Raw genomic sequence first — 22,229 nt, forward strand, 5'->3', positions numbered from 1 at the left:
AAACCTGTCATGAAATCCCAACAACAACCCCTCATTCGAGTGCTGCTTGTGGATGACCATCCCTTTCTGCGTCAGGGCGTTGCGCTCAGCATCGAGGCCGCCAAGGATCTTGAGGTCTGCGGCGAGGCGCCCGACTCGGCCACCGCCACCCGTCTGGAGGAGGAGCTCCGCCCTGATGTCGTCGTCACGGATCTCACGCTGCCGGACAAAGGCGGGCTGGAACTCATTCACCTTCTCTGCCAGCGCCGTCCCGACCTGAAGATTCTGGTGCTCTCGATGCACGACGAAGATCTCTATGCCGAACGCTGCCTGCGCGCCGGAGCCAAGGGCTACCTGATGAAGAGCAAGGCTCCAAACCATCTCGTCACCGCCATTCGCGAGATCGCCGCAGGACGCATCTACGTCAGCGGAAATCTCACCCAGCGTCTGCTGCACGTGCTCACCCAGCCCGCGACAGCCACGGCGGAACGCCCGAACGAACTTAAGGAGCTGAGCGGTCGTGAGTTTGAAGTCTTCGAACTCATCGGACGCGGCAAGACAGCCAAGGAAATCGCCCACATGCTCGGCATCAGCTCCAAAACCGTCGACGTGCATCGCGCGCGGATTCGTGACAAGCTCAACATCCTGACCAATCCGGACCTGATCCATCACGCCGTCCGCTGGGTGCAGGCACACGAAGGTGGCGCCACGGTCTGAACCGGTCTCAGTAGCCTCCTGAGCCAATCTTCCCGGACGATTCTCCGCTGTCGCCGGTGGCTTCGCGCCTGCGATACTCGTCCATCATCGCCGCTGTGGCGGTGGCGCCGCAACGTGAGCCGCCGAGGTCGCGCACTTTGATGAGACCGTCGAGATCGCGCACACCACCTGCAGCTTTCACCTGCACCTTCTCCGACACGTTGGCGCGCATGAGCGCCAGATCGTGCTCAGTGGCGCCTTTGTAGTTGTAGCTGCCGTCGGGTTGCTTCACGAAGCCATAACCCGTGCTTGTCTTCACCCAGTCGGCACCGGCACGTTCGCAGATCTGGCAGAGTTTGATTTTGAAATCGTCGCTGCTAAGCCCCGCGCCACCGTTGGCGAGATAATCGTTTTCAAAGATCACCTTCACCTTCGCGCCGTGCTTGTGCGCTTCGTCGCAGACTGCTTTCACATCGGCTTCGACGTAGTTCCAGTCGCCACCGAGGGCCTTGCCGATGTTGATGACCATGTCGATCTCCGCCGCGCCGTCCTTGCAGGCGAGTTCGGTCTCATAGCGCTTCGATTCGGTGGTGCTGTTGCCATGCGGAAAACCGATCACCGCGCCGACAAGCACGCCCGATCCACGCAGCCACTCGACAGCCTGCTTCACCGCGTAAGGCTTGATGCAAACCGAGGCCACCTGGTATTTGGCGGCTATTTTGCAACCTTCTTCGAGGTCTTTGTCGGTCATCGTCGGGTGCAGCAACGAATGATCGATCATCTTGGCGAGGTCGGAGTAGCTGTATTTCATGGAAGGAAAGCGGTGGCGTCTGATTCCACACGAATGGAACGAATCAACGTCTATTCCAACCGGATCTCGGGGCTCGACACGGTCAGCGTGGAACCGTTCTCGGTGTGCGCATGCACGGTGATGACATCGAGCATCTTCACATCGCCTTCGACGGTCGTTTCGCCGGTGAAGGTGGCGGTGCCGCTCTTCTGCATCGGTGCCGAACTCCAGGGATCAAACTCCATCTGAATGCTGTAGTCCGGATGACGGTTCACCGACCACCACAGCGTGTTCTCCTGCGGCTGGCTGCCGTCAGGGAAAACGACCTTCACAGAGAGACGATGCGCGGCCTTGTCCCACTGCGTCGTCACTTTCGGCGGTGCCACCATGCGACGCGCACCGAAGAAGTGATGCGTGGCGAAGGCGTAGAGGTTCTCATCGACCTCGGGCAGTCCGCCGACGGATTTGACGAAGCCGGCCTCCTTCGCTCCGCCGTGCTGGCCTCCCGGCACGATGTAGACAGGCAGTTGCGGGAAGAGACGGCCGAGTTCGACGAGTCCGGGGCTGACGTTGTCGTTCGAGCCCTGATTGTAGAAGATCTCGGTGCCGCGCTGTTTGAGCACATCGAGATAATTCGTGGTGCGGCAGGCCTCCCATGCGGCGTTGCAGGCGGTTTTCATCTCCGCATCACTCCAACCGGCGTCGCGGGCCATCTTCACGGAGATGCGTTCGTCGGAGCGGGCCTTTTGACGAATGAGCAGCTTCTCTTTGCCAACAGGATCGGTCATCGCGGCAATGAACGCGTCATTCATCTGCGTGATCTCCGGCTTCATCATGCCTTCGACATACGGGCCGCCGGGGCTTTCAATCACCGGCGCGACGACGGGCATGATGGCGGTGAAACGATCATCGGCGATGCCCGCAGCGGCGGTGGCGACACCGCGCTTCGATCCGCCGGTGGCGAGCACCTTCTTCGGTTGAAACACATCCTTCTCCGCGATGGCGGCGGTAAGCGCGCGCATGTCGCTGATGCCCCAAATCCAGGCGGGAGTGTAGCGCGTGTCTTTCGTCTGAATGAAGTGCTCTTCCATCATGAGATGCAGTTTTCCGACCGGCTCCATAGCATCAATTGGCACCATGCCGATGAAGACGAGGCCGACGCCGTGCTCCTTGAGCAGTCGCAGCTTCGCACCGTTGGCGGCGGCAGGTTTGGGCTGCAGTCCGGTGTTTTCGATGAGCACGTTCGTGCAGACGCCGGTCGCAGGCGCAAGCAGCGTCACCGGCATCCGCACCTTCATGCCCGGCCACCACTCGCAGACCGTGATCTCGACGAGCTTTTGACGGATCGACGCGTCCTTCGGGTTAGCATGCCAGTCCATGATCACTTTTGTCTCCAACGTTGAAGTGTCGCGGATCGACGCCAGGTCGAATTTGCCGATGGTGATGTCCGCGTGCGCGGGAACGATGCAAAGGGCGATGGCGGCGATAAGGACGGCTGGTTTCATGACTCACTGAACGAATCACGGCGCTGTCTTCTGCCATGATTGATGTGCAAAGGCGTCACCGCTGACACGTTTGAGGATCACCATGCGTTTCTGCCTCCTTCTCCTGATCACCCCGGCGTTTCTACGCGCCGACGAAATGAAACCCTTCACCGCGGACGAGACGCGGTCGTTCATTCGCGAGCTCTGCGATTTCGCCGTCGAGCATCATATGAAGCACGATGATTCACCCCAGCGAGGCATGATGTATGAATACTTGTGGTGGAAGAAGCGCGGGCAGCCGGATCAGTTCATCCAGGGTGAGGCTCTCGACACGATGCACGACGGCGCGTGGTTCGCGAACGCGATGGTCAACGCGCACCGCGCCACCGATGACGCGCATTACAAGCAGGTGCTCGTCGAATGGCAGTTGCCGTTTTATCTGAAGATGCTGAACCACGGATCGGAACTGTTCTCCGACGAGAAGGTCGATGTGCGCGAAGAAGCGAGCAACACGTGGAAAAACAGCAAGGAATGGCTGCTGCAGGGCCGTGAAAACGGGTTCGTGCCTTACTGGTGGGACAACGGCGGATCCGTGAGCCTGGAAATGCTCAACAAGAAGACGGAGCGCCCCGCTTTCCCCTGCACAAACGACTTCGCGGGCAAGGAGAACCCGGAATGCCGTCTCAGCGGCTGGTCGCATGGCAGTTCCAATCATCTTGCGCAGGACCTGGCGATCCTCGTGCAGCAGGCGTGGGTGATGTTGCGCGGCTCGCAGGATGCAAACGAGCGGAAGCTTGCTGCCGAATGCGCACTCGCAGCGAAGAATCTGCAGGAGTGCCGCGCGCGTCATGGCAGTGGTAACATCTTCGATGTGATGGCCGCCTGCGCGCTGACAAACAAAGACGCGGATCTGATGAAGCGCGTGGGTGCTTGGGACAAGGAAACGGAGCGCATCTTCCAGAATCATTTCACGAAAGCGGTCACGTTTTTCCAACCTGGAGAAAAATGTGGCACACCCGGCTTTGCCGATGACGACATGTATCTCTACTACGGCGGCGTGGCGAAGCATGGCACGCTGCCACGACCGCTCGCGCTGAAGCTCGCGTTCGACGCCTTCACGCATCCATTGCTCTGGCAGATGTATCACGATGACGGCCCGGTGCCGCCAGGGCTGAATCGATTTGACCTTACGACGCTGAACTTCATCGATGGCAAGCCCGAGCATTACGCTTCTCAAGGCAAAGGCCCGCATGGCAAACCGCTGCCCATCGGATCACGCATGGGACCGCAGAACATGGCGGTGTGCGGTTGGGCGCTTCAGGCGATGAGTCAGAGCGGAGATTTCGCCAGCATCGCGAATCAGGTGATGATCAACGTCGAAGACATCACGGGAAGACGCTGTCCTCACCGGGATGTGAAAGCGTGGCTCGAACGTGAACTCGGCTGCGGCCTTCGCACCTGGCAGAACATTTTCAAAGAGCACGGCTATATTCCCACCGGCATCGGCTGCCAGAGCACCCTGCCGGGAGTCGCATGGGACGAATTCTCAGACAATGGCGGCTACGCACATCTCATCACCGCCGCGTCGATGTGGCTGATGGTGCTCGAGGGCAAACGCGACTGGGAGATGTGGTGAAAAACAAAACAGCCATGCAGATCGGGTCTGCATGGCTGTGAAAGAAGTTTAGTCCTTCGCTCAGTTCGCGAGCACGGAGGCCACGTTGCCGACGATGTCCTTGCCGGGAGTCAGCGTTTTGGCGCCGGGCTTCCAGTTGGCCGGGCAGGCTTCGCTGGGGTTGGCCATGAGGTGAACATTGGCTTCCATCTTGCGGACGAGTTCGCTGGCATTGCGGCCGACGTTGTAGAAATTGACCTCGGAGGAGACGAGCTTGCCTTCCGGATTGATGATGAAGGTGCCGCGCAGGGCCAGGCCGCTGCCACAGTCATACACACCGAAAAGGCGGCTGACCGTGCCGGTTGGATCGGCAGCGAGGGTGTACTTCACGTTCTTCATGAGGCCTTCCGTGTTGCGCCAGACCATGTGAGCGAACTTGGTGTCCGTGGACACGGCGATGACGTGCGCTCCAAGCGCGGCGAGCTTGTCCTGCTGGTCAGCGAGGTCGGCGAGTTCTGTGGGGCAGACGAAGGTGAAGTCAGCGGGATAGAACACGAGGACGGTCCACTTGCCTTCCTTCTTGAGGTCGGCGAGCGAGACCTTGCCGAAGTCACCCTTGGCTGGCTCGTAGGTTTCCATGGCGAAGTCGGGCACATTGGCGCCGACGCTGACTGAGGTGGGGGCGGTTTCCATGAGGGTCGTATGTTTTGAAGGTTGAACAGGCGCTTTCAAAGGCACCGGGGCGCGACTCTTGACGCTCATTGGTTCCCCGGTCAATCGCAAAGGCAACCGGATGCCTGAGGTGGCTCACTTGCTGTGAAATACCTCGCTTTGAACCACGGCGTGAATCAAATCACGCATCGCATGGCCTTTCGCCTTGGAGGCGGCGAGGATGTGGTCGATTTCGGCGCGGTCGGAGAAGCCCATGGGGCGGCCGGTGGCGAAAACGAGGAGCTTTTCGATGATGCAGCGGGCGACGCGGTCCTGGTCGGCAACGAGGAGTTTCTGCAACTCGTCGAAGCTGGCGAACTTTCGGCCATCCGGGAGCTCTCCGGCGGCATCTACCGGCGGGCCGAGGCGGTAGCGCACGCGGCGCCCTTCGATCTTGAGGTTTACCTGATCGCCCTTGTCGATGCTGCGGAAACGGTCGCGCCAGCCGCCGATGACGTCGTAGCTTTCGAGCGCGAATCCGGGTGCGTCGATGACCTTGTGGCAGCCGTTGCAGCTTTCCATCGTGCGATGTTTGTCGAGCAGCTCGCGCAGCGTGTTGGCGCCGCGAATGTCGGGCTCGACACCCGGCACGCCTGGCGGCGGTGGCGGCGGCTCCATGCCGAGGATGCGATCCATCACATAAACGCCACGAAGAACCGGCGAGGTGTTCGTGCCGTTCGCGCTGACCTTCATCACGCTGGCCTGTGTCAAAACGCCGCCGCGATGGCTGTCGGGCGGCAGCTTCACCTTGCGCAGCTCCAGACCGGTCACGTCAGGAATACCGTAGTGGCTCGCGAGACGTGCATTGAGCATCGCGAAATCGCTTTGGACGATGTTGGCGGCGCTGAGGTTGCTTTGAATGAGTTCGGTGATGAAAGCGCGTGTTTCGCGCAGCATCGAGTCGAGCAGCAGGCCGTCGTATTCGGGATAAAGCTGCTTGTCCGGCGTGGTGAACTCGATCTCGCGCAGATTGAGCCAGCCGTCGGTGAAATCGGTGACGAAGCGTTCCAGCGTATCCGCCTTGAGCAGTCGTTCGGTTTGTGCACGAAGAACGTCGGGCTGGGTGAGTTTTGCGGCGAGCAATTCGTCATCCGGTGCGCTGCGCGTGAGAAAGTAGCTCAGGCGTGAGGCGATTTGCTGGTCGTTCAGCTTGCCCGCCGGCTCCTTCAAATACAGGAAATCGGGTGAGCAAAGCACGGCGACAGCGGCGGTGCGCAGCGCGACGAGGAAGTCGTGGCTCTCGGCGAATTCAGTGTCGAAAAGTTTGAAGTAGGGTTCGACATCGGCGGCGGAGACAGGGCGACGGAACGCGGCAGCAGCGAAAGCCGGCAGCGCCTGTCGCGAATCGGCGACCGGGTCGGTGCTTTCGACAGTGAAGTTTGGTTTGTAGCCGGGTTTGCCCTTCATCCAAGGTTTGTCCGGCGCGATTTCCTTCGGCCTGGCGTTGCCGAGCAGCAGTTTTTGACCGCGCGGCGGCCACTCGACGCCGAGCGGGCCTTCGAGCGTGACTTCCTGAAGGGCGAGACCTTCGCCTGGATACTTGGCAGGGCCATCTTTGACGGCGGAGTGACCATCCGGGCCGTTGAGCCCCTGCGCACTGATCCAGATGCCGTGATTCTGCGGCATGTGCAGCGTGATCTCGACGGTGCCGGATTTTCCGACGGGCAGTTCGTGGTAGCTGCGCGTGACGGTGTCGGTGTTGCGGAAGTTGAAGCTGCCGGTGCGCAGCGCGAAGACGACGGGTTCGTCGATCTGGTAACCGTAGCCGGTCACGCGCAGCTTGTAGGTTCCGGCCTCACGGGCACGCAGATTGGGGATGACCGTGCTGGGGAATCCTCCCTCGTTGAAGACGACGATCGCGCCGTCGTCGCGCTTGAGCCAGTGCTTGCCGATGTTGTCCTTGTTGCGGTCGCTTTCGAGCGTGGCGCGTTCCAGTTTCACCTCCGGCGGTGCGCCCTGCATCAGCGCGGCATTGATGGCGAGTTCCGCGGCCTCCATGTAGCGCTGGAGTTGCATGCCGGAGATGGAGAGCGCTTCGCCAATGTTGTCGAAGCCTTGGGCGCGTCCGTCTTCCGGCAGCATGTCGATGATGTTCACCTTCACACCGAGGAGGTCATTGATCGTGTTTTGATACTCGCGTCGGTTCAGACGGCGCAGCACGGTGCCCTTCTGCGCGTTGGACTTCTTCACGAGATCGCCGCCGAGCGCGGCCATGAAATCCTGCACCGCATCCTGCGATGGCTGCTTTTTCTTCGGCGGCGGCATCTCGCCTGCGGCCACGCGGTCAAACACGCGCACCCATTTCTTCAGCGCCGCCGCATTGGAGCCGTCGGTGGACAGAGCGGCGAGATCGAGATCGCCTTTTTTCATCTCCGCGTCGTGGCAGTCCATGCAGTTCTGGTCGAGAAACGGCTGGATGCCGGGGATGGCGGCAGACAGGGGCTGGCAGAGTAGAAGAAGGGGCCAAAGGCGCTTCATAGGCAATGCTCCAACGAAGCAGACCCGCGAAATCTGACCAATGAATCCTTCACACCATTTCCAGCCCGCTCATCGTGCCGGAGCTGGTGGCGAATTTTTCCTCCTCCATGCCCAGGCGCTGCAGGGCGCTCAGGTAGAGGTTCGGCAGCGGGTAGTTGTTCTTCTGGTCGAAGGCGAGGTGCTGGCCGTGCTTGAAGCCGCCGCCGGCGAAGAGGACGGGCATGTTCTTGTTATCGTGCGCGGAGGCGTTGCCCAAGTTCGAGGTGAGCAGCACCATCGTGTCGTTGAGCAGCTTGTCGGCCTTCAGTTTGCGCAGGAAGCCGCCCCATTGGTTGATCACGCCCTGCTCGACGATCGCGAGCTGCGCGAGCTTCTCCTCGTCCATGCCATGATGGCTGAGGCTGTGGTAGCTCTCGTCCACGCCTTCGATGCCCTGTACAGAGTTGCCCGTGATGTGCAGCGTGATGAAGCGTGTGCTGTCGGTGGCAAGCGCCATGTGGATGATATCGAGGAAGATGCCATCCACCGCGACTTCGTTGTCACGCGGGATCTTGGTAGGCGGCTGCAATGAAACCTTCGGCTTCGGCTTGTGGGTCCACGCTTCGTTCAAGGCGAGACGCTGCTCCAAATCGCGCACGCTGGTGAACCACGCGTCGAGCTTGTCGCGATCGCCTGCGCCGAGTTCACGCTGGAGTGATTTGGCCTCGGCACCGACAATGTCCATCACGCTGCGGCCGCTGCGGATGAGTTCCGCCTGCCGTTCCTGCTCGGCAGGCGAGTCATTGACAAACAGGCGCGTGAACAGCCGCATGGCGCTGTTTTCGGCGGGAATCATCGAGCCGTTCTCGGTGTAGCTCGGGCTCGTCTGCGAGTTCGTATTCAGCACGAGCGACGGGAAACGCGTTTCGTGTCCGAGATGCTTCGCCATGAGCTGGTCGAGCGAGATCGTGTTGCGCGAGGTGGCACCGCGGGCGTTCGGGCAGGCCGAGTAGATGCTTCCTTCCGCCGTGTGACCGCCGGTGACGCCGGGATGCGAAGAGCCGGAGACGACGGTGAAATCCTCGCGCAGATCCTGGATGCTTTTCAGGTAGCGCGACGGCTTGTAATCACGTCCGGCGCCTTCGGGCACGAGATTCGGATTGTGCAGACCGAGCGACATGCTCACGCCGACAAAGCGCTTCGCCTGTTTGCTCTCCTTGACCGCCGCAAACGCAGGCGTCATCGCTTCCAGCAGCGGAAGCCCGAGCGTGATGCCCGCGCCACGTAGCATCGCACGGCGGGAGAGGTGGTTCTTGAAGGTGAAGGTGCTCATTGCGGGTGGTAACGGTTACTTTTCCAAAAACATGCCGGTTAATAACGCCGCGCGGATCAGGGAGCGCATTCCGTGCCCGTTTGAGGAGGTTTTGGCGACGGCTTGTTCCAGCTCGGCTTCGTTGCTGAAGCGCAGTGGCGCGCCAGTGGCGTAGGTGATGAAATGGTCGGTGAATCCGCGGGCGAGCTGGTCGGCACGGCTGGTGTAAATCTGCTTCCACGTGGTGAGATCGGCGAAGGTGCCGCCGTCGGGCGTGGTGCCGGAGGGGTCCACCTTCGCACCACCGCGACCGCCTTTGCCGTAGCCACTGCGCCAGACGCCGACGGGATCGTAGTTTTCCAGCGCGAAGCCGGGCGGATCGATGGTCTGATGGCAGGAGGCGCAGGACTCGTTGTTGCGATGTTTGTCGAGCTGGTCGCGAATGCTCGTCGCACCGCGGATGTCGGGCTCGATGGCGGGCACGCCGGGCGGCGGCGGCGGAATGCGGTTGCCGAGGATGCGCTCGTTGATGAACACGCCGCGCACAACCGGCGAGGTGCTGGTGCCGTCGGCGGTGACTTTGAGGATGGCTCCCTGCGTCACCAGCCCGCCGCGTTTTGACGAGGGATCCAGTTTGACCTTTTGCAGGCCGCTTCCGACTTCGAGTTCCGAGGCGACGATTTTTTGAGACACTGCGACGGGCAATTTCTGAAAGGCGGGCTTCTTGCCGTTCTTCGGAGCGTTCGCCGGGCTGTCAATCTGGCCGCCTGACGCATAGTGCCGTGCGAGGCGGCCGTTCAGGAAGGCGAAATCGGAATCGACGAGGTTCGTGATGCCGAGGTCATTTTGCACCAGTTCGGCGAAGTAGGCACGGGTCTCCTGCAGCATGGATTCCTGCAGCACCTGATCAAAGGCGGGAAACAGCCGCGTGTCGGGCGTGGTGAAGTCGATCTGGTTCAGCTTGAGCCACTGATCGGTGAAGCTGGTGACGAAGCGTTGCGCCTTCGGATGATCGAGCATGCGGTCCACCTGCTGCGAGAGGACCTTCGGATCGTGCAGCTTGTTCTCGTTGGCGAGCTGAATGAGCGCGTAGTCGGGCATGGAGACCCAGAGCGCGTAGCTGAGACGCGAGGCGATGGCGTGATCGTCGAGCTGCCCGGGCGCTTCGATGAAGGTGAGGAAACGCGGCGAGCACAGGATAGCGCGGTAGGCTGCACGCAGCGCCTCTGGCACCGGATTGCCGTCAGCGAGCGCCTGACGACCGATCTCGCGATAAGCGGCAGTTTGCTCGTCGGTCACTGGACGGCGGAAAGCGCGGCGGGCAAAGCGGTTGATGAGCTTGTCGAGCGTGGCCGCGTCGGCGTTCTGCAAATTGGCCTCGCCGAACAGATTCTTCCGCAACGTGGCACGATCCGCGTTCGGATAGATGCGTTCGACATCGATGCCGCTGTGGGCGATGCCTTCGAAGCCTTCCTTGGCGAGATCGCGACCTTTGAAAGATACGTTGCCGCCCTTTGCACCCGTCGGCGCTTTGCGCAGTGTGGCGTCGTTGGGTTTGAGTTCGAGCCGGTGGTTCTTTTGAATCCATGCCTCGTAAACCAGATCGCGCGGCGTGCTCGTAGCCTCGACGAGGCCGATCATGTAGAGCATGGGCGCATTGGATTCGCACTCCCCGGAGCGCAACGTGCCCCACACCGTGCCGTCGGCACCGGGGTTGATCGCGTGAACATTTCGCAGGGTGATGCGATACCAGCCGTCGTCCGGCACCCAGGTGGGCGTGCGTCCGAAAAACTGCAGCGTGATCGGCCATGAGACGCTCTTCCCATCGCGCAGATCGGGGCCGCGATAGTTGCCACCGCGGTTCTTGGTGAGCATCTCCGGCGTGTGATGCTTCTGGTAGGTTTCGTCTCCGTCCAGCGCACGCTTGAAGGCATCCGTGAGGGCGATGTCGGCGACGTCGAGGTAACGCGCGAGCAGATGCTGCGAAAGCTGCTGGCCCGCGGCCACCGTTTCGAAACCATACGACGCACGATCCTCCGGCAGCAGAACCTTGAGCGGCATGTCGATGCCGAGCAGGTCGTGAATCGTGTTTTCATACTCCGTGCGCGTGAGCCTGCGGCTGCGCACACGACCGTTCGTCGCGATGTCGGCGGCGTCCGCCTTCACCAGCGGCGCCTTCAGGCTTGCAAGAAACGCATCTGCGTCCGCCTTCGCGGGCTGCGGCTTTTTCTTGGGCGGCATTTCACCGTCACGCACGCGCTCGAAGATCTTCTGCCAGCTCTGAAAGGCGTCCGCGTTCGTGAGATCAAACTTCAGGGCATCGAGATCGAGCCCGCCTTTCTTCACAGCGGCATCATGACACTCGATGCAGTGCTGGTCGAGGAAGGCGGGCAGCGGATCGGGCAAAGCGGCCCATGCGTCACCGATGAGAGCGGCGCCGGCCGCGAAGAGAGGAAGGAAACGAACTTTCATGAATGCGGTCACTTGCCTTTCGCCTTCGCAGATTTCTTGCCGACTTCGACGGGTTCGAACTTCGGCAGCGCTTCACGCTTCGCAGTCCAGCCGGGCTGTTCGTCGGCCTTGATGCTCCAGAGCGTCACGTCGTCGAGTTCCGCCGTGCCGCCCTTCGGTCCGGCGATGCCAAGGCCGCTGCCACCGCTCGGAGTCGGTTTCGCGAAGCAGGCGTGCTTCGCATAAAGCGTGGGGCCGTCGGCGAACTGGATGACAAACTCCTCGCCCTTCATCTCGGCAAGCGCGTGATACCATTTCCCCGGCTCGAATTTGAGTTCCTGAGATGCGGCCACCTTCACGGATTCATGGTCCGCTAGCACCTCCGCGCCGTCCTTCGTCAGGCGGATGCGGCAGACGTGATGACCGAACTCGATGAAGGGGACGACGGCCGTCTCGCTGCCGCCGGTGAATCGCACCGAGAACTTGGCGATGAACTGCGCCGGCGTGACTGGGCACGAGACACGCGGCTCGTAGCCGAAGTGGTCCTTCTTCTTCGCCTGATACTCGGGCGTGGACGGTTTGCCGCGCAGCACGCCGTCTTCAATGACCCATTGTGTGCCCTGCCGCGGCCCCCACTGCTCCTTGTTGATCGCACCGGCCTGGGCGAAGTCATTTTCCAGCACGACCTGGTCCGGCTGCGCGAGCAGCGGCTTCAAGTCGGCCGCCGAAGCAGCGGCGGCAGCGAGGAGGACAAACAGGGCGTTTTTCATGAGGGACGTGCTAGAACGGGGGACGAAGGGCCAGCTTGCGGCATTCTTCGAAATTCACTTCGCCTTCGGCCGGGCCGCTTCGGCTTCCTTCATTTTGCGGTAGTCGTGTGACATCTGCTCGGCTTTGGCGCGGGCGGAGGCGTCGTAGTTCCAGAACTCCCGGATGACGGCTTCGATTTCAGGGTAGTCGCTGCCGTCGTCGCCGACGGCTTTGCGGCGGTCGGCAAGCTGCTGCTTCAGGTCGGTGACGATCTGCGCGTAGGCAGGGTCGTCATAGACGTTCACGAGTTCTTTCGGGTCCTTTTTGAGATCGTACAACTCCCAGCCGGGCGGGGTACGCGGATACTTGTCGTCGCGGCCCATGCCGTAGTAGAAGATGAGTTTGTAGTCCTTCGTGCGCAGTCCGAGGTTCCCCGGATTGTCGTGATGATACATGTGCATCCAGTAGCGGTAGTAGGCGGCCTTTTTCCAGTCAGCAGGCTCGATGTTCGTCTCGCAGATCGCTTTGAAGCTGCGGCCCTGCATGGACTCGGGAGTTTTGACACCGGCGAAGTCGAGGAGCGTCGGCGCGAAGTCCACATTCTCGATGATGGCGCTCGTGCGCGTGCCGGCCTTGATGCCGTTCGGGTAGTGGATGATGAACGGCATGCGCTGTGACTCGTCATACATCCAGCGTTTGTCCTGATAGTCGTGCTCGCCGAGCATCATGCCCTGATCGCTGGTGTAAACGATGATGGTGTTCTCCATGAGGCCCTCACGGCGCAAGTAGTCGAAGAAGATCGCGAGGCTGTCGTCCACGCCCTTCACGCAGCGCAGGTAGCGCTTCAAATAGTCGTTGTAGGCCGTGCGTTTGCGCTGTTCCGCCGTCGGCAGGTTTTCGTGTCCCCATTCCTTCACGTAGTTGCGACGCAGATTGCGATCGCCGATGGACGTGCCGATGTAGGGCAGCAGTTCGTCCTGATAACCACGTGTGGCGATGGAGCCGAACGCGGGCTGCGTCCACAAGCTGTCAGGCTCGGGGATGTCGGCGTCCTTCAAGTAGTCCTCATAGCGCGCGGCATACTCGAACATGTCGTGCGGCGCCTTGTGATGATACATGAGGAAGAACGGCTTCTTCGGATCGCGCTGTGTCTTCATCCAGTCGAGCGCGATGTCCGTGATGGCATCCGTCACATGCTGACCGTGGCGGTTGATGAGGTTCTTCGGCCAGGGCTTGTCACCGCGAACGATGAACTCGGGGTCATGATACTTGCCCTGGCCCGGCAGCACGCAGTAGTAGTCAAAAGAAGCGGGCTCCTCCTCGAGATGCCATTTGCCGATCATGGCGGTCTGATATCCCGCCTTCTTCATCTCGACGGACAAGGTCTGATTCTCCGGCTTCAGCCTGCCGCCCAGATCATAGACCTTGTTGATGTGGTTGTATTGACCAGTGAGCACGCAGGCGCGGCTCGGTGTGCAGATGGAGTTGGTGACAAAGCAGTTCTCGAAGAGCATTCCTTCCGCCGCGAGCTTGTCGAGCGTCGGCGTGGGATTCAGTTTCGCCAACCGACCTCCATACGCGCCAATGGCCTGCGATGTGTGATCGTCGGCCATGATGTAGATGATGTTCGGCGGCGCGGCGGAGGAGAAATGTAGAATGCAGAATGACGAAAGGAGAAGGGCGAAGTGTTTCATGATTCTGTTGGGCAGGGGAGCAACCATCTTTTATCACTGAGTTTTCCGTTCCCACACGCGGATGTAGTCCACTTCCATGGAGGTGGGAAATCCCTCCGCCGTCGCGGCCTGGGGCTGGGGCTTCATGTCCTGCCCGACCCAGCCGATGTGCGGATGGCGCAGGCCGAGCGAAAGAGTGAGGTTCATCGGCAGGTGCCAGTATTGATTCGGTTTCCTCGCGACTTCTTTGCCGTCGATATACCACACGATGCTCTCAGGCGTGACATCGCAGCCATAGACATGGAAGTCTTTGCGCGGATCCCAGGGAGCGGTCCAGGCGCTCTTGCAGAGCGCAGGGTCTGTTCCCGGCCTGACCCACTTCACATTTCCGTCTTTGTCGGCGAGTCGCAGATGCAGGTTCATATCGATCTGATGGACGGTGTCGCGCACTTTGGTCTCGCGATTCAGTTCGTTCATTTGCAGTTCGACGAAATCGATTTCGCAATAGCGCACCTCGCCCGTTGTGGCTTTGCCATCGCTGTAGATCCAAAACGCAGGACATGCTCCGGGGAAGAGGCTGCAACCTTTGATCCGTGCCTCGTAGTAGCCATAAGTCCGCTTCAGCTTGGAACGGAAAATGCCGGACGTGTAAAACAGAGGCTGGCCGTTCTTTCGAGTGTGCTCCTCGTAGTCCATGCGCAGAATCAGTTTCCCGTCTTTCTGAACCACATTTTTCTCATCCCAGGTCCACGGCCCCCAGCTTGCGACCTTCGTGGTCCACTTCCGGGCATCGACTTCTGCTCCGTCGAACTCGTCAGAAAACGCAGGCTTAGGCACCCATGGGCCGGTCTGACCGAGCGGCCCTGACGCGTTTGATTGAACCGGGTCTGCACGAAGTATTGCCAGAGTGGCGAAAAGGAGGAGACTTATGCGTGAGAGAGGGGCAGTGTTCATGATTGGAAGAATGAAGCCGGGGACAACCTAACCAATCAACTCCTTGATCACCTGCCCTCCAAACTGGCTGAGCTGCTTGTAGCGGCCGGCGTGGTAATAGGTGAGCTTGTTGTCGTCGAGACCGAGCAGGTGAAGCAGCGTGACGTGGAAGTCGCGAATCGGGTGGGCGCACTCGACGGCTTTGGCGCCGATTTCATCCGTGCCGCCGACGATGCCGGGTTTCACGCCGCCGCCGGCTAGGAGCATGGTCATGGCGTCGGCATTGTGACCGCGACCGAGCGAATAGACGCCACCACGCTTGTTGTTGTCGGGCGTGCGGCCGAACTCGCCGCACCAGATGACGAGGGTGTCGTTGAGCATGCCTCGGGCCTTGAGGTCTTTGATGAGCGCGGCCATCGGTTTGTCCACGCTCTTGATGCGGGCGGTGTGACCGTTTTCGAGGTAGTCGTGGCTGTCCCAGCCGCCGGAGAAGATCTGCACGAAGCGAACGCCCTGCTCGACGAGACGCCGGGCCATGAGGCACTGGCGGCCGAAGGGTGCGGTGTCCTTCTGGTCGAGGCCATACATTTGTTTGATGTGCTCCGGTTCGGAATCGATGCCCATGACTTCGGGAACTTCCATCTGCATGCGATAGGCGAGTTCGTAGCTTTCCATGCGCGCGGCGAGATCGGCGTGCTCGGGATGACGCGCGCTGTGCTGCTCGTTGAGAAAGGCGAGTTGATCGATGAACTGACGCTGGTGCCTGCGGTCTTTGAACGACTGCGACGGCAGGTCGAGAATCGGCGAGCCCTCCGGACGCAGGCGCGTGCCTTGGTAGTAGGCGGGCAGGAAGCCGTTGGTCCAGTTGCCGGGTCCGCCTTGCGGCAGGGCAAGCTCGGTCATGACGACGTAGCCGGGCAGGTTTTGGTTCACGGTGCCGAGACCGTAGGTGGCCCAGGCGCCGAGGCCGGGATCGCCTCCGAGTCGGCTGCCTGTGTTCATGTGAAAGAGCGCCTCGGGATGATTGAGCGACTCCGCCATGCAGCCGCGGTAGTTGCACAATTCGTCCGCGACGACGGGATCGGCCATGTGCTGCCACTGGTCACACATGTCGATGCCGTTCTGCCCGACTTTGCGGAACTTGAAGGGACTGCCGACATAGAACTTGAATCCGGTCTCCAGACCGCGCGTGCTCTTCGACTCCTTCTTGTGCAACTTCGTCAACGTCGGTTTGGGATCAAAGGTGTCCATGTGGCCGGGCCCGCCTTCCATGAACAGCATGATGACGTTTTTCGCCTTCGCAGGTAGCATGGGCTGCTTGGGCACAAGCGGTGAAGCGGCGGCCTCCTTCGCAATCATGTCGGAGAATGCGACAGACCCGAGCGAGGCTCCGAGGCCGTAGAGAAAATCGCGGCGGGAGGGCGGTGTGAAGATCGAGGCGTTCATGTCGGAGAAGTCGGTTAGTAAATGTGCATGAACTCATGCGAGTTGAAGAGCGCCAGGCACAGATCCGCGAGGGCGCGGGTGCCGGGAGCGACATCGGCGGCCTTGGTGTCCGGGACGTACTTCTCGTAGGCAGGAAGAATCTCCTCGTAGTCGAAGGGTTGGCCGGAAAACTCCTCGACGAGCGAGCGCGTGATCTGCGTCGGGTAAGTGACGGGTTTTGGCGTCGTGCCGTCGTGGTAGGCGCGCATCTGAATCACATAGCCAGCCATTTTTTCCCGCTCTGCGATGGTGGGAGCGCGACCAAAGGTGAGTTCGAAGGCGCGGTCGATCTGCTGCTCGAGTGTTTTGGCTTCCTTCTCGAGCCGAACGGCGAACGCGATGGAGCGGTCGGTCACAAGGTCGCTGTTCATCATCGTGAAGGCCTGCGGCGAGACGGAGGCGGCATCGCGCATTTCGCAGGAGTCGTTCGGCATCGGCTGATTGAAGACTTCGAGGAAGGGATCGGCCTGGCCGCGGACGCGATACACATAGATGCTGCGGCGGTTCCGCTGCTCTGGCGTGCGCGATGGCTGGTAGGCGGGGGCGAGCGAGAACTGAATCATGCGGGGTTGCAGCGCCACCTCCATATTCATTTCCGGCATCGCCGGCAGCCCTCCGAGCTTCGGATTCAATTCGCCGGTGATCGCGAGCATCGCATCGCGGATTTCTTCGGCGGTGAGCCGGCGCACCGGATAGTGAGCAAAGAGATCGTTGTTTGGGTCCTCGTTGAGCAGTTTCTCATTCTGCGGATGGAGAGTGCTCTGCTGATAGGTCTGCGACGAGATGATCATCCGATGCAGGCGCTTGATCTTCCAGCCATGCTCCACGAAATCGGCGGCCAGCCAGTCGAGGAGTTTGGGATGCGTGGGCTTGGCACCTTTGACGCCGAAGCTGTTCGGGTTTCCTGCGATCGGCTTGCCAAAGTGATGCTGCCAGATGCGGTTCACGATGGCGCGTGCGGTGAGCGGATTCTGCGGATGCACGATCCACTTCGCCAGTGCAAGCCGGCGACCGCTGAGCTCTTCGGAAATGAGGTAGGGATCAGTCTCGATCGAACCCACGGGAACGCGCAGCGCACTGAGCACGCCCGGACCAACTTCTTCGCCGGGAGCTTCGAGCGAGCCACCGGTGAGGATATGACTCTGCGGTTTCCAGTTCGCTTGAACCTTGTCCGGCATGCGCAACTTCCGTGCGTTCAGGAACTTTGGATCGGGGCCATTGTAAACGCTCTGCACCATCGGCTCGTAACGTTCCAGCCGGCGTGTCCAGATCCACACGTCCTGCTCGCGCACCTTGAGCTGTCCCTGCTCCTCGATGCTGAGGCCGACATGGCGGATGGGCTTCATCTCATCCGGATCGTCCTTCCGGTCGGCCTCGTTTTTGTAGGGCAGCTTGTTCTCCGCATACCAGTTCCTCGCAGCGGTTTCGCGCTTGTTCACGAGCTTGGCTTCCTCCGCCTTGGCGAAGTCGAGCAGGCGCTGCACATGGGCGCGGCCTTCGTCGAATCCCTCACAGTTTTCCTCGGGCATGAAGTCCGCGGGACGTTCGGCGATCTGCGTGCCAGCGAAGGTCGCGTAGATGCGGTAGTAGTCCTTTGTCGGCAGCGGATCGAACTTGTGATCGTGACATTTGAAGCACCGCATCGTCGTGGCGAGGAAGGTCTGGCCGACGGAGTTGACGACGTCGTCGAGGTAGAGCTGCCGGGCTTCATTGTTCTTCACCATCGCCGGATCCCAGGGGCCCATGCGCAGGAAGCTGGTGGCGATCAATTGTTCTGAGTTCTTGGTTCCTGGTTCTTGGTTGGCTGCGAGTTCGTCGCCAGCGATCTGTTCCATCACGAACTGGTCGTACGGCTTGTCGTTGTTGAAGGCACGTATGACGTAGTCGCGGTAGCGCCAGGCATTCGACCGTTCGTAGTCGTTCGACATGCCGCCGGTGTCGGCGTAGCGCGCGACATCGAGCCAGTGCTGTGCCCAGCGCTCACCGTAATGTGGTGAAGCGAGCAGACGGTCCGTCAGTTCCGCGATCGCAGACGAAGCATTCGCCGCGTGGGTTTTGACAAAGGCTTCCACTTCTTCCGGTGTCGGTGGCAGTCCGATCAGATCAAAGCTGATACGCCGGATTAGGCTCCGGGCATCGGCAGGTGGCGCGGGCTCGACCTTGGCAGCCGCAAGTTTCTCGCGAATGAGGTGATCGATGGCGTTCTCGTTTGGCTTGAGGTCAAGTTGCGGCTTCACGACCGGCTGGAATGCCCACACATCCTCCGGTTTGTAGCGTCGTGTCGTCCACTCACCCGACAGACCGCCCGATGTTTTGAGGATAACGCCTTCGTCGGTCACCTTGCGTTTGGCTTCGGCCACGCGAATGGCCTCCTGCCTTGCCTCATCGGGCCAGGGAGCACCTGCTTGAATCCATTCTTCGAGGTATTGAATCTGCTCCTTCGTCAGCCGGTCATTCTCCTTCGGCGGCATCTCATAGTCCTCATCCAGCCAGCGCACGCTGGTCATGATAAAGCTCTTCTTCGCGTCGCCCGGCACGAGCACGTCACTCTTCGTCTCGCCGCCCTTGAGCAGATCGTCGCGGGTCAGTGTCTTGAACTCGCCTTTGATCTTCTCCGTGTCGCCGCCATGGCAGCCGTCGCATTTTTCTTTGAGCAGAGGACCAACCTTGAGGGTGAACAGGCGTTCAGCATTCGTGGGGTCAGCTGCTGCGACGTGAATCGTGCTCAATGCGAGGAGCACGAGAAGCAATGAGCCAGGCTTAGGGTCTTCCATGTTCGTAAATGTCGGCGATTTCCTTCGTGGTAAGTGCTGCATCGAACAGCGCGAACTCATCCATGCTGCCGTTGAGATTGCGCACGGCGAACTCGGGACCTTTGCGGTAGGCGGGTTCGCTCCAGTTGCCGATCGAGGCGGCGCCGATGTGGACTGTTTCCACCAGATACTCGTCGGGGATTGCCTCGCTGTGGATGGCTTTGCCGTTGAGGTAATGGTTCACGCGTTTGGTTTCGACGTCATACACGACCGCCAGCATCATCCATTGCCCGCTCAGTGCAGCATTCCAGAACGGCGGCGAGTAGAAGTTGTGTTTGTCGGGCCTGCGACCGGCCTTGTCTTGCGTTTCGAATTTCTTCACCGAGAAAAACAGCCGTCCGTCATTCGTGATCTGCCAGTGCGGCTCGCCCAAGTCGTGGCCGTCGGTCAGAAACAGCGAATTGAAGAGACGGTCGAGGCTGTTGATCTTCACCCAGGTGAACATCGTGAGCGACGCATGCTCGCCCGGCACATTTACTCGCACGCGGCTGCCTGTCGGGCTGAAATCCAGCGCTGCGCCGGACCTGCCCCAGCGATCTTCCACGCGGGCCGCGGCGACGATCGCGGCTTCGCTGACCATGCTCGCATCATTGGTCGCTTCATTGGGTAGCCGGCGTGTTTCGGTCGATCCCATCTGATAGTAGGCCACCAGCCGCGGATCGCGCCGCAGATTGTCGCTGAAGCGCTGCCAGTTTTCGTGACGTGCCTTGCGTGTGGCGGCGAGTTTCTCGTTCATCTCGGCGATGCCGATAAATTTAGCGGAATCGGCGGTCAGGTCGGCGCCTTTGCCGTCGGTACCCCAGCGCAGTGCTTCGCCTTTCTCCATGCGACGCATTGCTTTGCTGCGAGGATGCCATTCGACCTCGCCATCCAGCACATGCACCTCGGATTGCTTGTCGGAGATGTTCAGCGCGAACTCGGTGCCGAGGTCCACCACTTCGCCTTCGGCAGTGTGAATGCGGAAACCATGCGCGGGCTCCGGCACGCGGGCGCGCACCTTGCCGCGAGTCACGCTCATCTCCATGGGCGACACGATCTCAAACTCAGCCGTTCCTTCCACGATGACCGTCACACCGCTGAACAATTCGATCTGCGCCACGCCCGAAGCGAGACTCAGCGAACCCGCAGGCAGCAGCGCGCCATCCGCGAGCGACGTTTGATTTGCCCAAACCGCGTCAGCCTGACCTGCGAGCACCGCAAAGCCACTGGCCTTCTGCTCGGTGGGAACGCTGGCGACGGAGTTGTCCCGGCGCGACTTCAGCAACACGCCCGTGACGGCGAGCAAAGCCACGATTGTCGCAGCCATCGCAGCAAATGCAGGAATCCAACGCCGCGACGATAATTGCACGGGCTTACGCATCGTTGGCGATGGCGCATTCGCCGCTGTGGTGAGCATCGCCGACAGTGTGAGCCGGTCGTAGTAGGCCTGGCGGGCTTCTTTATCGACGGAGAACTCGGCCTCAAGCCGCACGAAGTCCGCCTCGCTGATGTCGCCTTCGATCAAGGAATCGATGAGCTGATTGCGTTCCTGATGGTTCATGGCCGGGCCTCCGTCGTTCCAAGTTGTTTCTCGATGCAGCCGAGCAAGGCGTTGCGCAGCCGGTGCAGCGACACCTTCAGGCCGCCGACGCTCCGGCCCATGCGCTCCGCGAAGTCATCCAGCGTTCCTGCCGTCGCGGTGTAGCGATGCAGCAGCAGCTCGCGATCCTGCTGGCGAAGCTTTTCCAGACAGCCCTTCAGCGCCTCATGCCGACGCTCTGTGTCATCATCTCGCTCCGCGAGGTCTTCGGCGAAGATTTGCTCGAGTTCCTCACCGAACACCAGCCGCGAATCCCGTGCCTGCTGCTTGCGATAGTTCAGCACCTCGTAGCGCGCCACGCTGAACGCCCAGGCCTTGAAGTTCGTCCCGAGCGTGAAATCCTCTCGCTTCTTCCACAGCGTTGCATTCGCCTGCTGCACCACATCATGCGCCGACGAGTCCCCCGGCAGCAACGACTGAACATAGAGCCGCAACGGCATCTGGATGTCGGTTAACTGCGCGACAAAGGCGCTCTCGTTGGAAGGTTCGGACATGGCGGGAACATAACCAAATGCCCCGTTGGCAGAAAGGTTAACATCCCCGGGAATAATTCACCCGTCATGCAGTCGTCGGAAAACTTGGGCAAGGTGGCCGTCGATCCGTCGTTACCACGGCCATGAACCGCCACCCCCGCCGCCAGTTTCTCAAGACCGCCGCCCTCACCGCCTTCGCCGGACCGAACATTATTCGAGCAGCTGATTCGAAACAGAAAATCCGCGTCGCCTGCGTCGGCATCGGGCAGATGGGGAATGGCGCGGTGAGCGGATCGCGCGATGAGGAGATCGTGGCGTTTTGCGATGTGGACTGGCGCGAACTCGGCGGGCGCAGCGCGGCTGAGATCGCGAAGAAGCATCCCAAGGTGCCAAAGTTCACCGACTTCCGCGAGATGCTCGACAAAAAGGGCAGTGAGATCGATGCGGTGCTCGTGTCCACGCCGGATCACATCCATTTCCCGGCCGCCATGGCGGCGATGGAGGCGAAGAAGCACCTCTTTGTGCAGAAGCCGCTCGCGCATAACATCTGGCAGGTGCGCACGCTGCAAAAGGCCGCGAAGAAATACGGCGTGCAGACGGTGATGGGCAACCAGGGCCACTGCTGGGAGGGCATCCGCCTCGTGAAGGAATGGTTCGAAGCCGGTGTGCTCGGCGAGGTGAAGGAGGTGCACTGCTGGACGGATCGCCCCAAGGGCAAAGTCGGTTTCATCAATCCTCCGCCCACGCAGGCTGCGAAGACGGCGCCCGTGCCGGAAGGTCTCTCATGGGATCTGTGGCAGGGGCCGGTGGCGCCACGCGACTACAGTCCGGAATATCTGCCGCAGTTCTGGCGTGGCTGGTGGGATTACGGTTGCGGAGGCCTGGGCGATATCGGCTGCCACTGCCTCGACGCGCCCTTCTGGGCGCTGCAACTCGGCATGCCGGAGAAGGTGGAAGTCGTGGAGCAGGAGAAGTGGGAGAACCGCGCCTACACCGCCCCGGCATCGCACATCATCTTCCATTTCGCC

16 protein-coding genes are annotated in these 22,229 nt (G+C 60.8%); 3 read left to right on the top strand and 13 right to left on the bottom strand.

Annotated features, from left to right (window positions below):
- Nucleotides 1-9: 9 nt before the first annotated feature.
- Nucleotides 10-696 (top strand): response regulator transcription factor, encoded by a 687-nt coding sequence (locus KDL09_RS16540; RefSeq protein WP_294387434.1) that lies wholly within the window; start codon nt 10-12, stop codon nt 694-696.
- A 7-nt stretch (nt 697-703) separates the two neighbouring features.
- On the opposite strand, the gene deoC is transcribed toward KDL09_RS16540, so the two are convergent.
- Nucleotides 704-1,486, bottom strand: coding sequence for a deoxyribose-phosphate aldolase (deoC, locus tag KDL09_RS16545; protein ID WP_294387437.1), 783 nt, complete (start codon nt 1,484-1,486; stop codon nt 704-706).
- Between the two features lie 50 nt (nt 1,487-1,536).
- A complete protein-coding gene (locus KDL09_RS16550) occupies nt 1,537-2,970 on the bottom strand; it encodes a PhoPQ-activated protein PqaA family protein (RefSeq protein ID WP_294387440.1) in 1,434 nt (477 codons plus the stop codon).
- A gap of 82 nt (nt 2,971-3,052) precedes the next feature.
- On the opposite strand from KDL09_RS16550, the gene KDL09_RS16555 reads away from it, so the two are divergent.
- Nucleotides 3,053-4,585: a hypothetical protein gene (locus KDL09_RS16555; protein WP_294387443.1), complete on the top strand. Its 1,533-nt coding sequence runs from the start codon at nt 3,053-3,055 to the stop codon at nt 4,583-4,585.
- 60 nt (nt 4,586-4,645) lie between these two features.
- On the opposite strand, the gene KDL09_RS16560 is transcribed toward KDL09_RS16555, so the two are convergent.
- The 11 genes from KDL09_RS16560 to KDL09_RS16610 all read right to left on the bottom strand — a co-directional run bounded on the left by KDL09_RS16560 (nt 4,646) and on the right by KDL09_RS16610 (nt 21,222).
- Complete coding sequence (locus KDL09_RS16560; protein WP_294387446.1) at nt 4,646-5,257, bottom strand: redoxin domain-containing protein; 612 nt, start codon at nt 5,255-5,257, stop codon at nt 4,646-4,648.
- 114 nt (nt 5,258-5,371) lie between these two features.
- Nucleotides 5,372-7,753 (bottom strand): DUF1592 domain-containing protein, encoded by a 2,382-nt coding sequence (locus KDL09_RS16565; RefSeq protein ID WP_294387447.1) that lies wholly within the window; start codon nt 7,751-7,753, stop codon nt 5,372-5,374.
- Nucleotides 7,754-7,802: 49 nt separating this feature from the next.
- Nucleotides 7,803-9,065: a DUF1552 domain-containing protein gene (locus tag KDL09_RS16570; RefSeq protein WP_294387450.1), complete on the bottom strand. Its 1,263-nt coding sequence runs from the start codon at nt 9,063-9,065 to the stop codon at nt 7,803-7,805.
- Between the two features lie 15 nt (nt 9,066-9,080).
- Nucleotides 9,081-11,516, bottom strand: a complete 2,436-nt coding sequence (locus KDL09_RS16575; RefSeq protein ID WP_294387452.1) for a DUF1592 domain-containing protein — start codon at nt 11,514-11,516, stop codon at nt 9,081-9,083.
- An 8-nt stretch (nt 11,517-11,524) separates the two neighbouring features.
- A complete protein-coding gene (locus tag KDL09_RS16580) occupies nt 11,525-12,265 on the bottom strand; it encodes a hypothetical protein (protein ID WP_294387457.1) in 741 nt (246 codons plus the stop codon).
- A gap of 54 nt (nt 12,266-12,319) precedes the next feature.
- Nucleotides 12,320-13,939, bottom strand: coding sequence for a sulfatase (locus KDL09_RS16585; protein WP_294387460.1), 1,620 nt, complete (start codon nt 13,937-13,939; stop codon nt 12,320-12,322).
- A gap of 33 nt (nt 13,940-13,972) precedes the next feature.
- Nucleotides 13,973-14,872 (bottom strand): kappa-carrageenase, encoded by a 900-nt coding sequence (locus KDL09_RS16590; RefSeq protein ID WP_294387462.1) that lies wholly within the window; start codon nt 14,870-14,872, stop codon nt 13,973-13,975.
- Between the two features lie 27 nt (nt 14,873-14,899).
- Nucleotides 14,900-16,297, bottom strand: coding sequence for a DUF1501 domain-containing protein (locus tag KDL09_RS16595; RefSeq protein WP_294387463.1), 1,398 nt, complete (start codon nt 16,295-16,297; stop codon nt 14,900-14,902).
- A 14-nt stretch (nt 16,298-16,311) separates the two neighbouring features.
- Complete coding sequence (locus KDL09_RS16600; protein ID WP_294387465.1) at nt 16,312-19,077, bottom strand: PSD1 and planctomycete cytochrome C domain-containing protein; 2,766 nt, start codon at nt 19,075-19,077, stop codon at nt 16,312-16,314.
- Nucleotides 19,078-19,096: 19 nt separating this feature from the next.
- Complete coding sequence (locus tag KDL09_RS16605) at nt 19,097-20,689, bottom strand: LamG-like jellyroll fold domain-containing protein (protein ID WP_294387466.1); 1,593 nt, start codon at nt 20,687-20,689, stop codon at nt 19,097-19,099.
- Nucleotides 20,686-21,222, bottom strand: a complete 537-nt coding sequence (locus KDL09_RS16610) for a sigma-70 family RNA polymerase sigma factor (protein ID WP_294387473.1) — start codon at nt 21,220-21,222, stop codon at nt 20,686-20,688. Before KDL09_RS16610 ends, KDL09_RS16605 begins: the two co-directional genes overlap by 4 nt.
- A 122-nt stretch (nt 21,223-21,344) precedes the next feature.
- On the opposite strand from KDL09_RS16610, the gene KDL09_RS16615 reads away from it, so the two are divergent.
- On the top strand, nt 21,345-22,229 hold an 885-nt coding region (locus KDL09_RS16615), incomplete at its 3' end, for a Gfo/Idh/MocA family oxidoreductase (protein WP_294387475.1).

Origin of the sequence: Prosthecobacter sp. (assembly GCF_020439865.1) — a bacterium.
Taxonomy (GTDB): Bacteria; Verrucomicrobiota; Verrucomicrobiia; order Verrucomicrobiales; family Verrucomicrobiaceae; genus Prosthecobacter.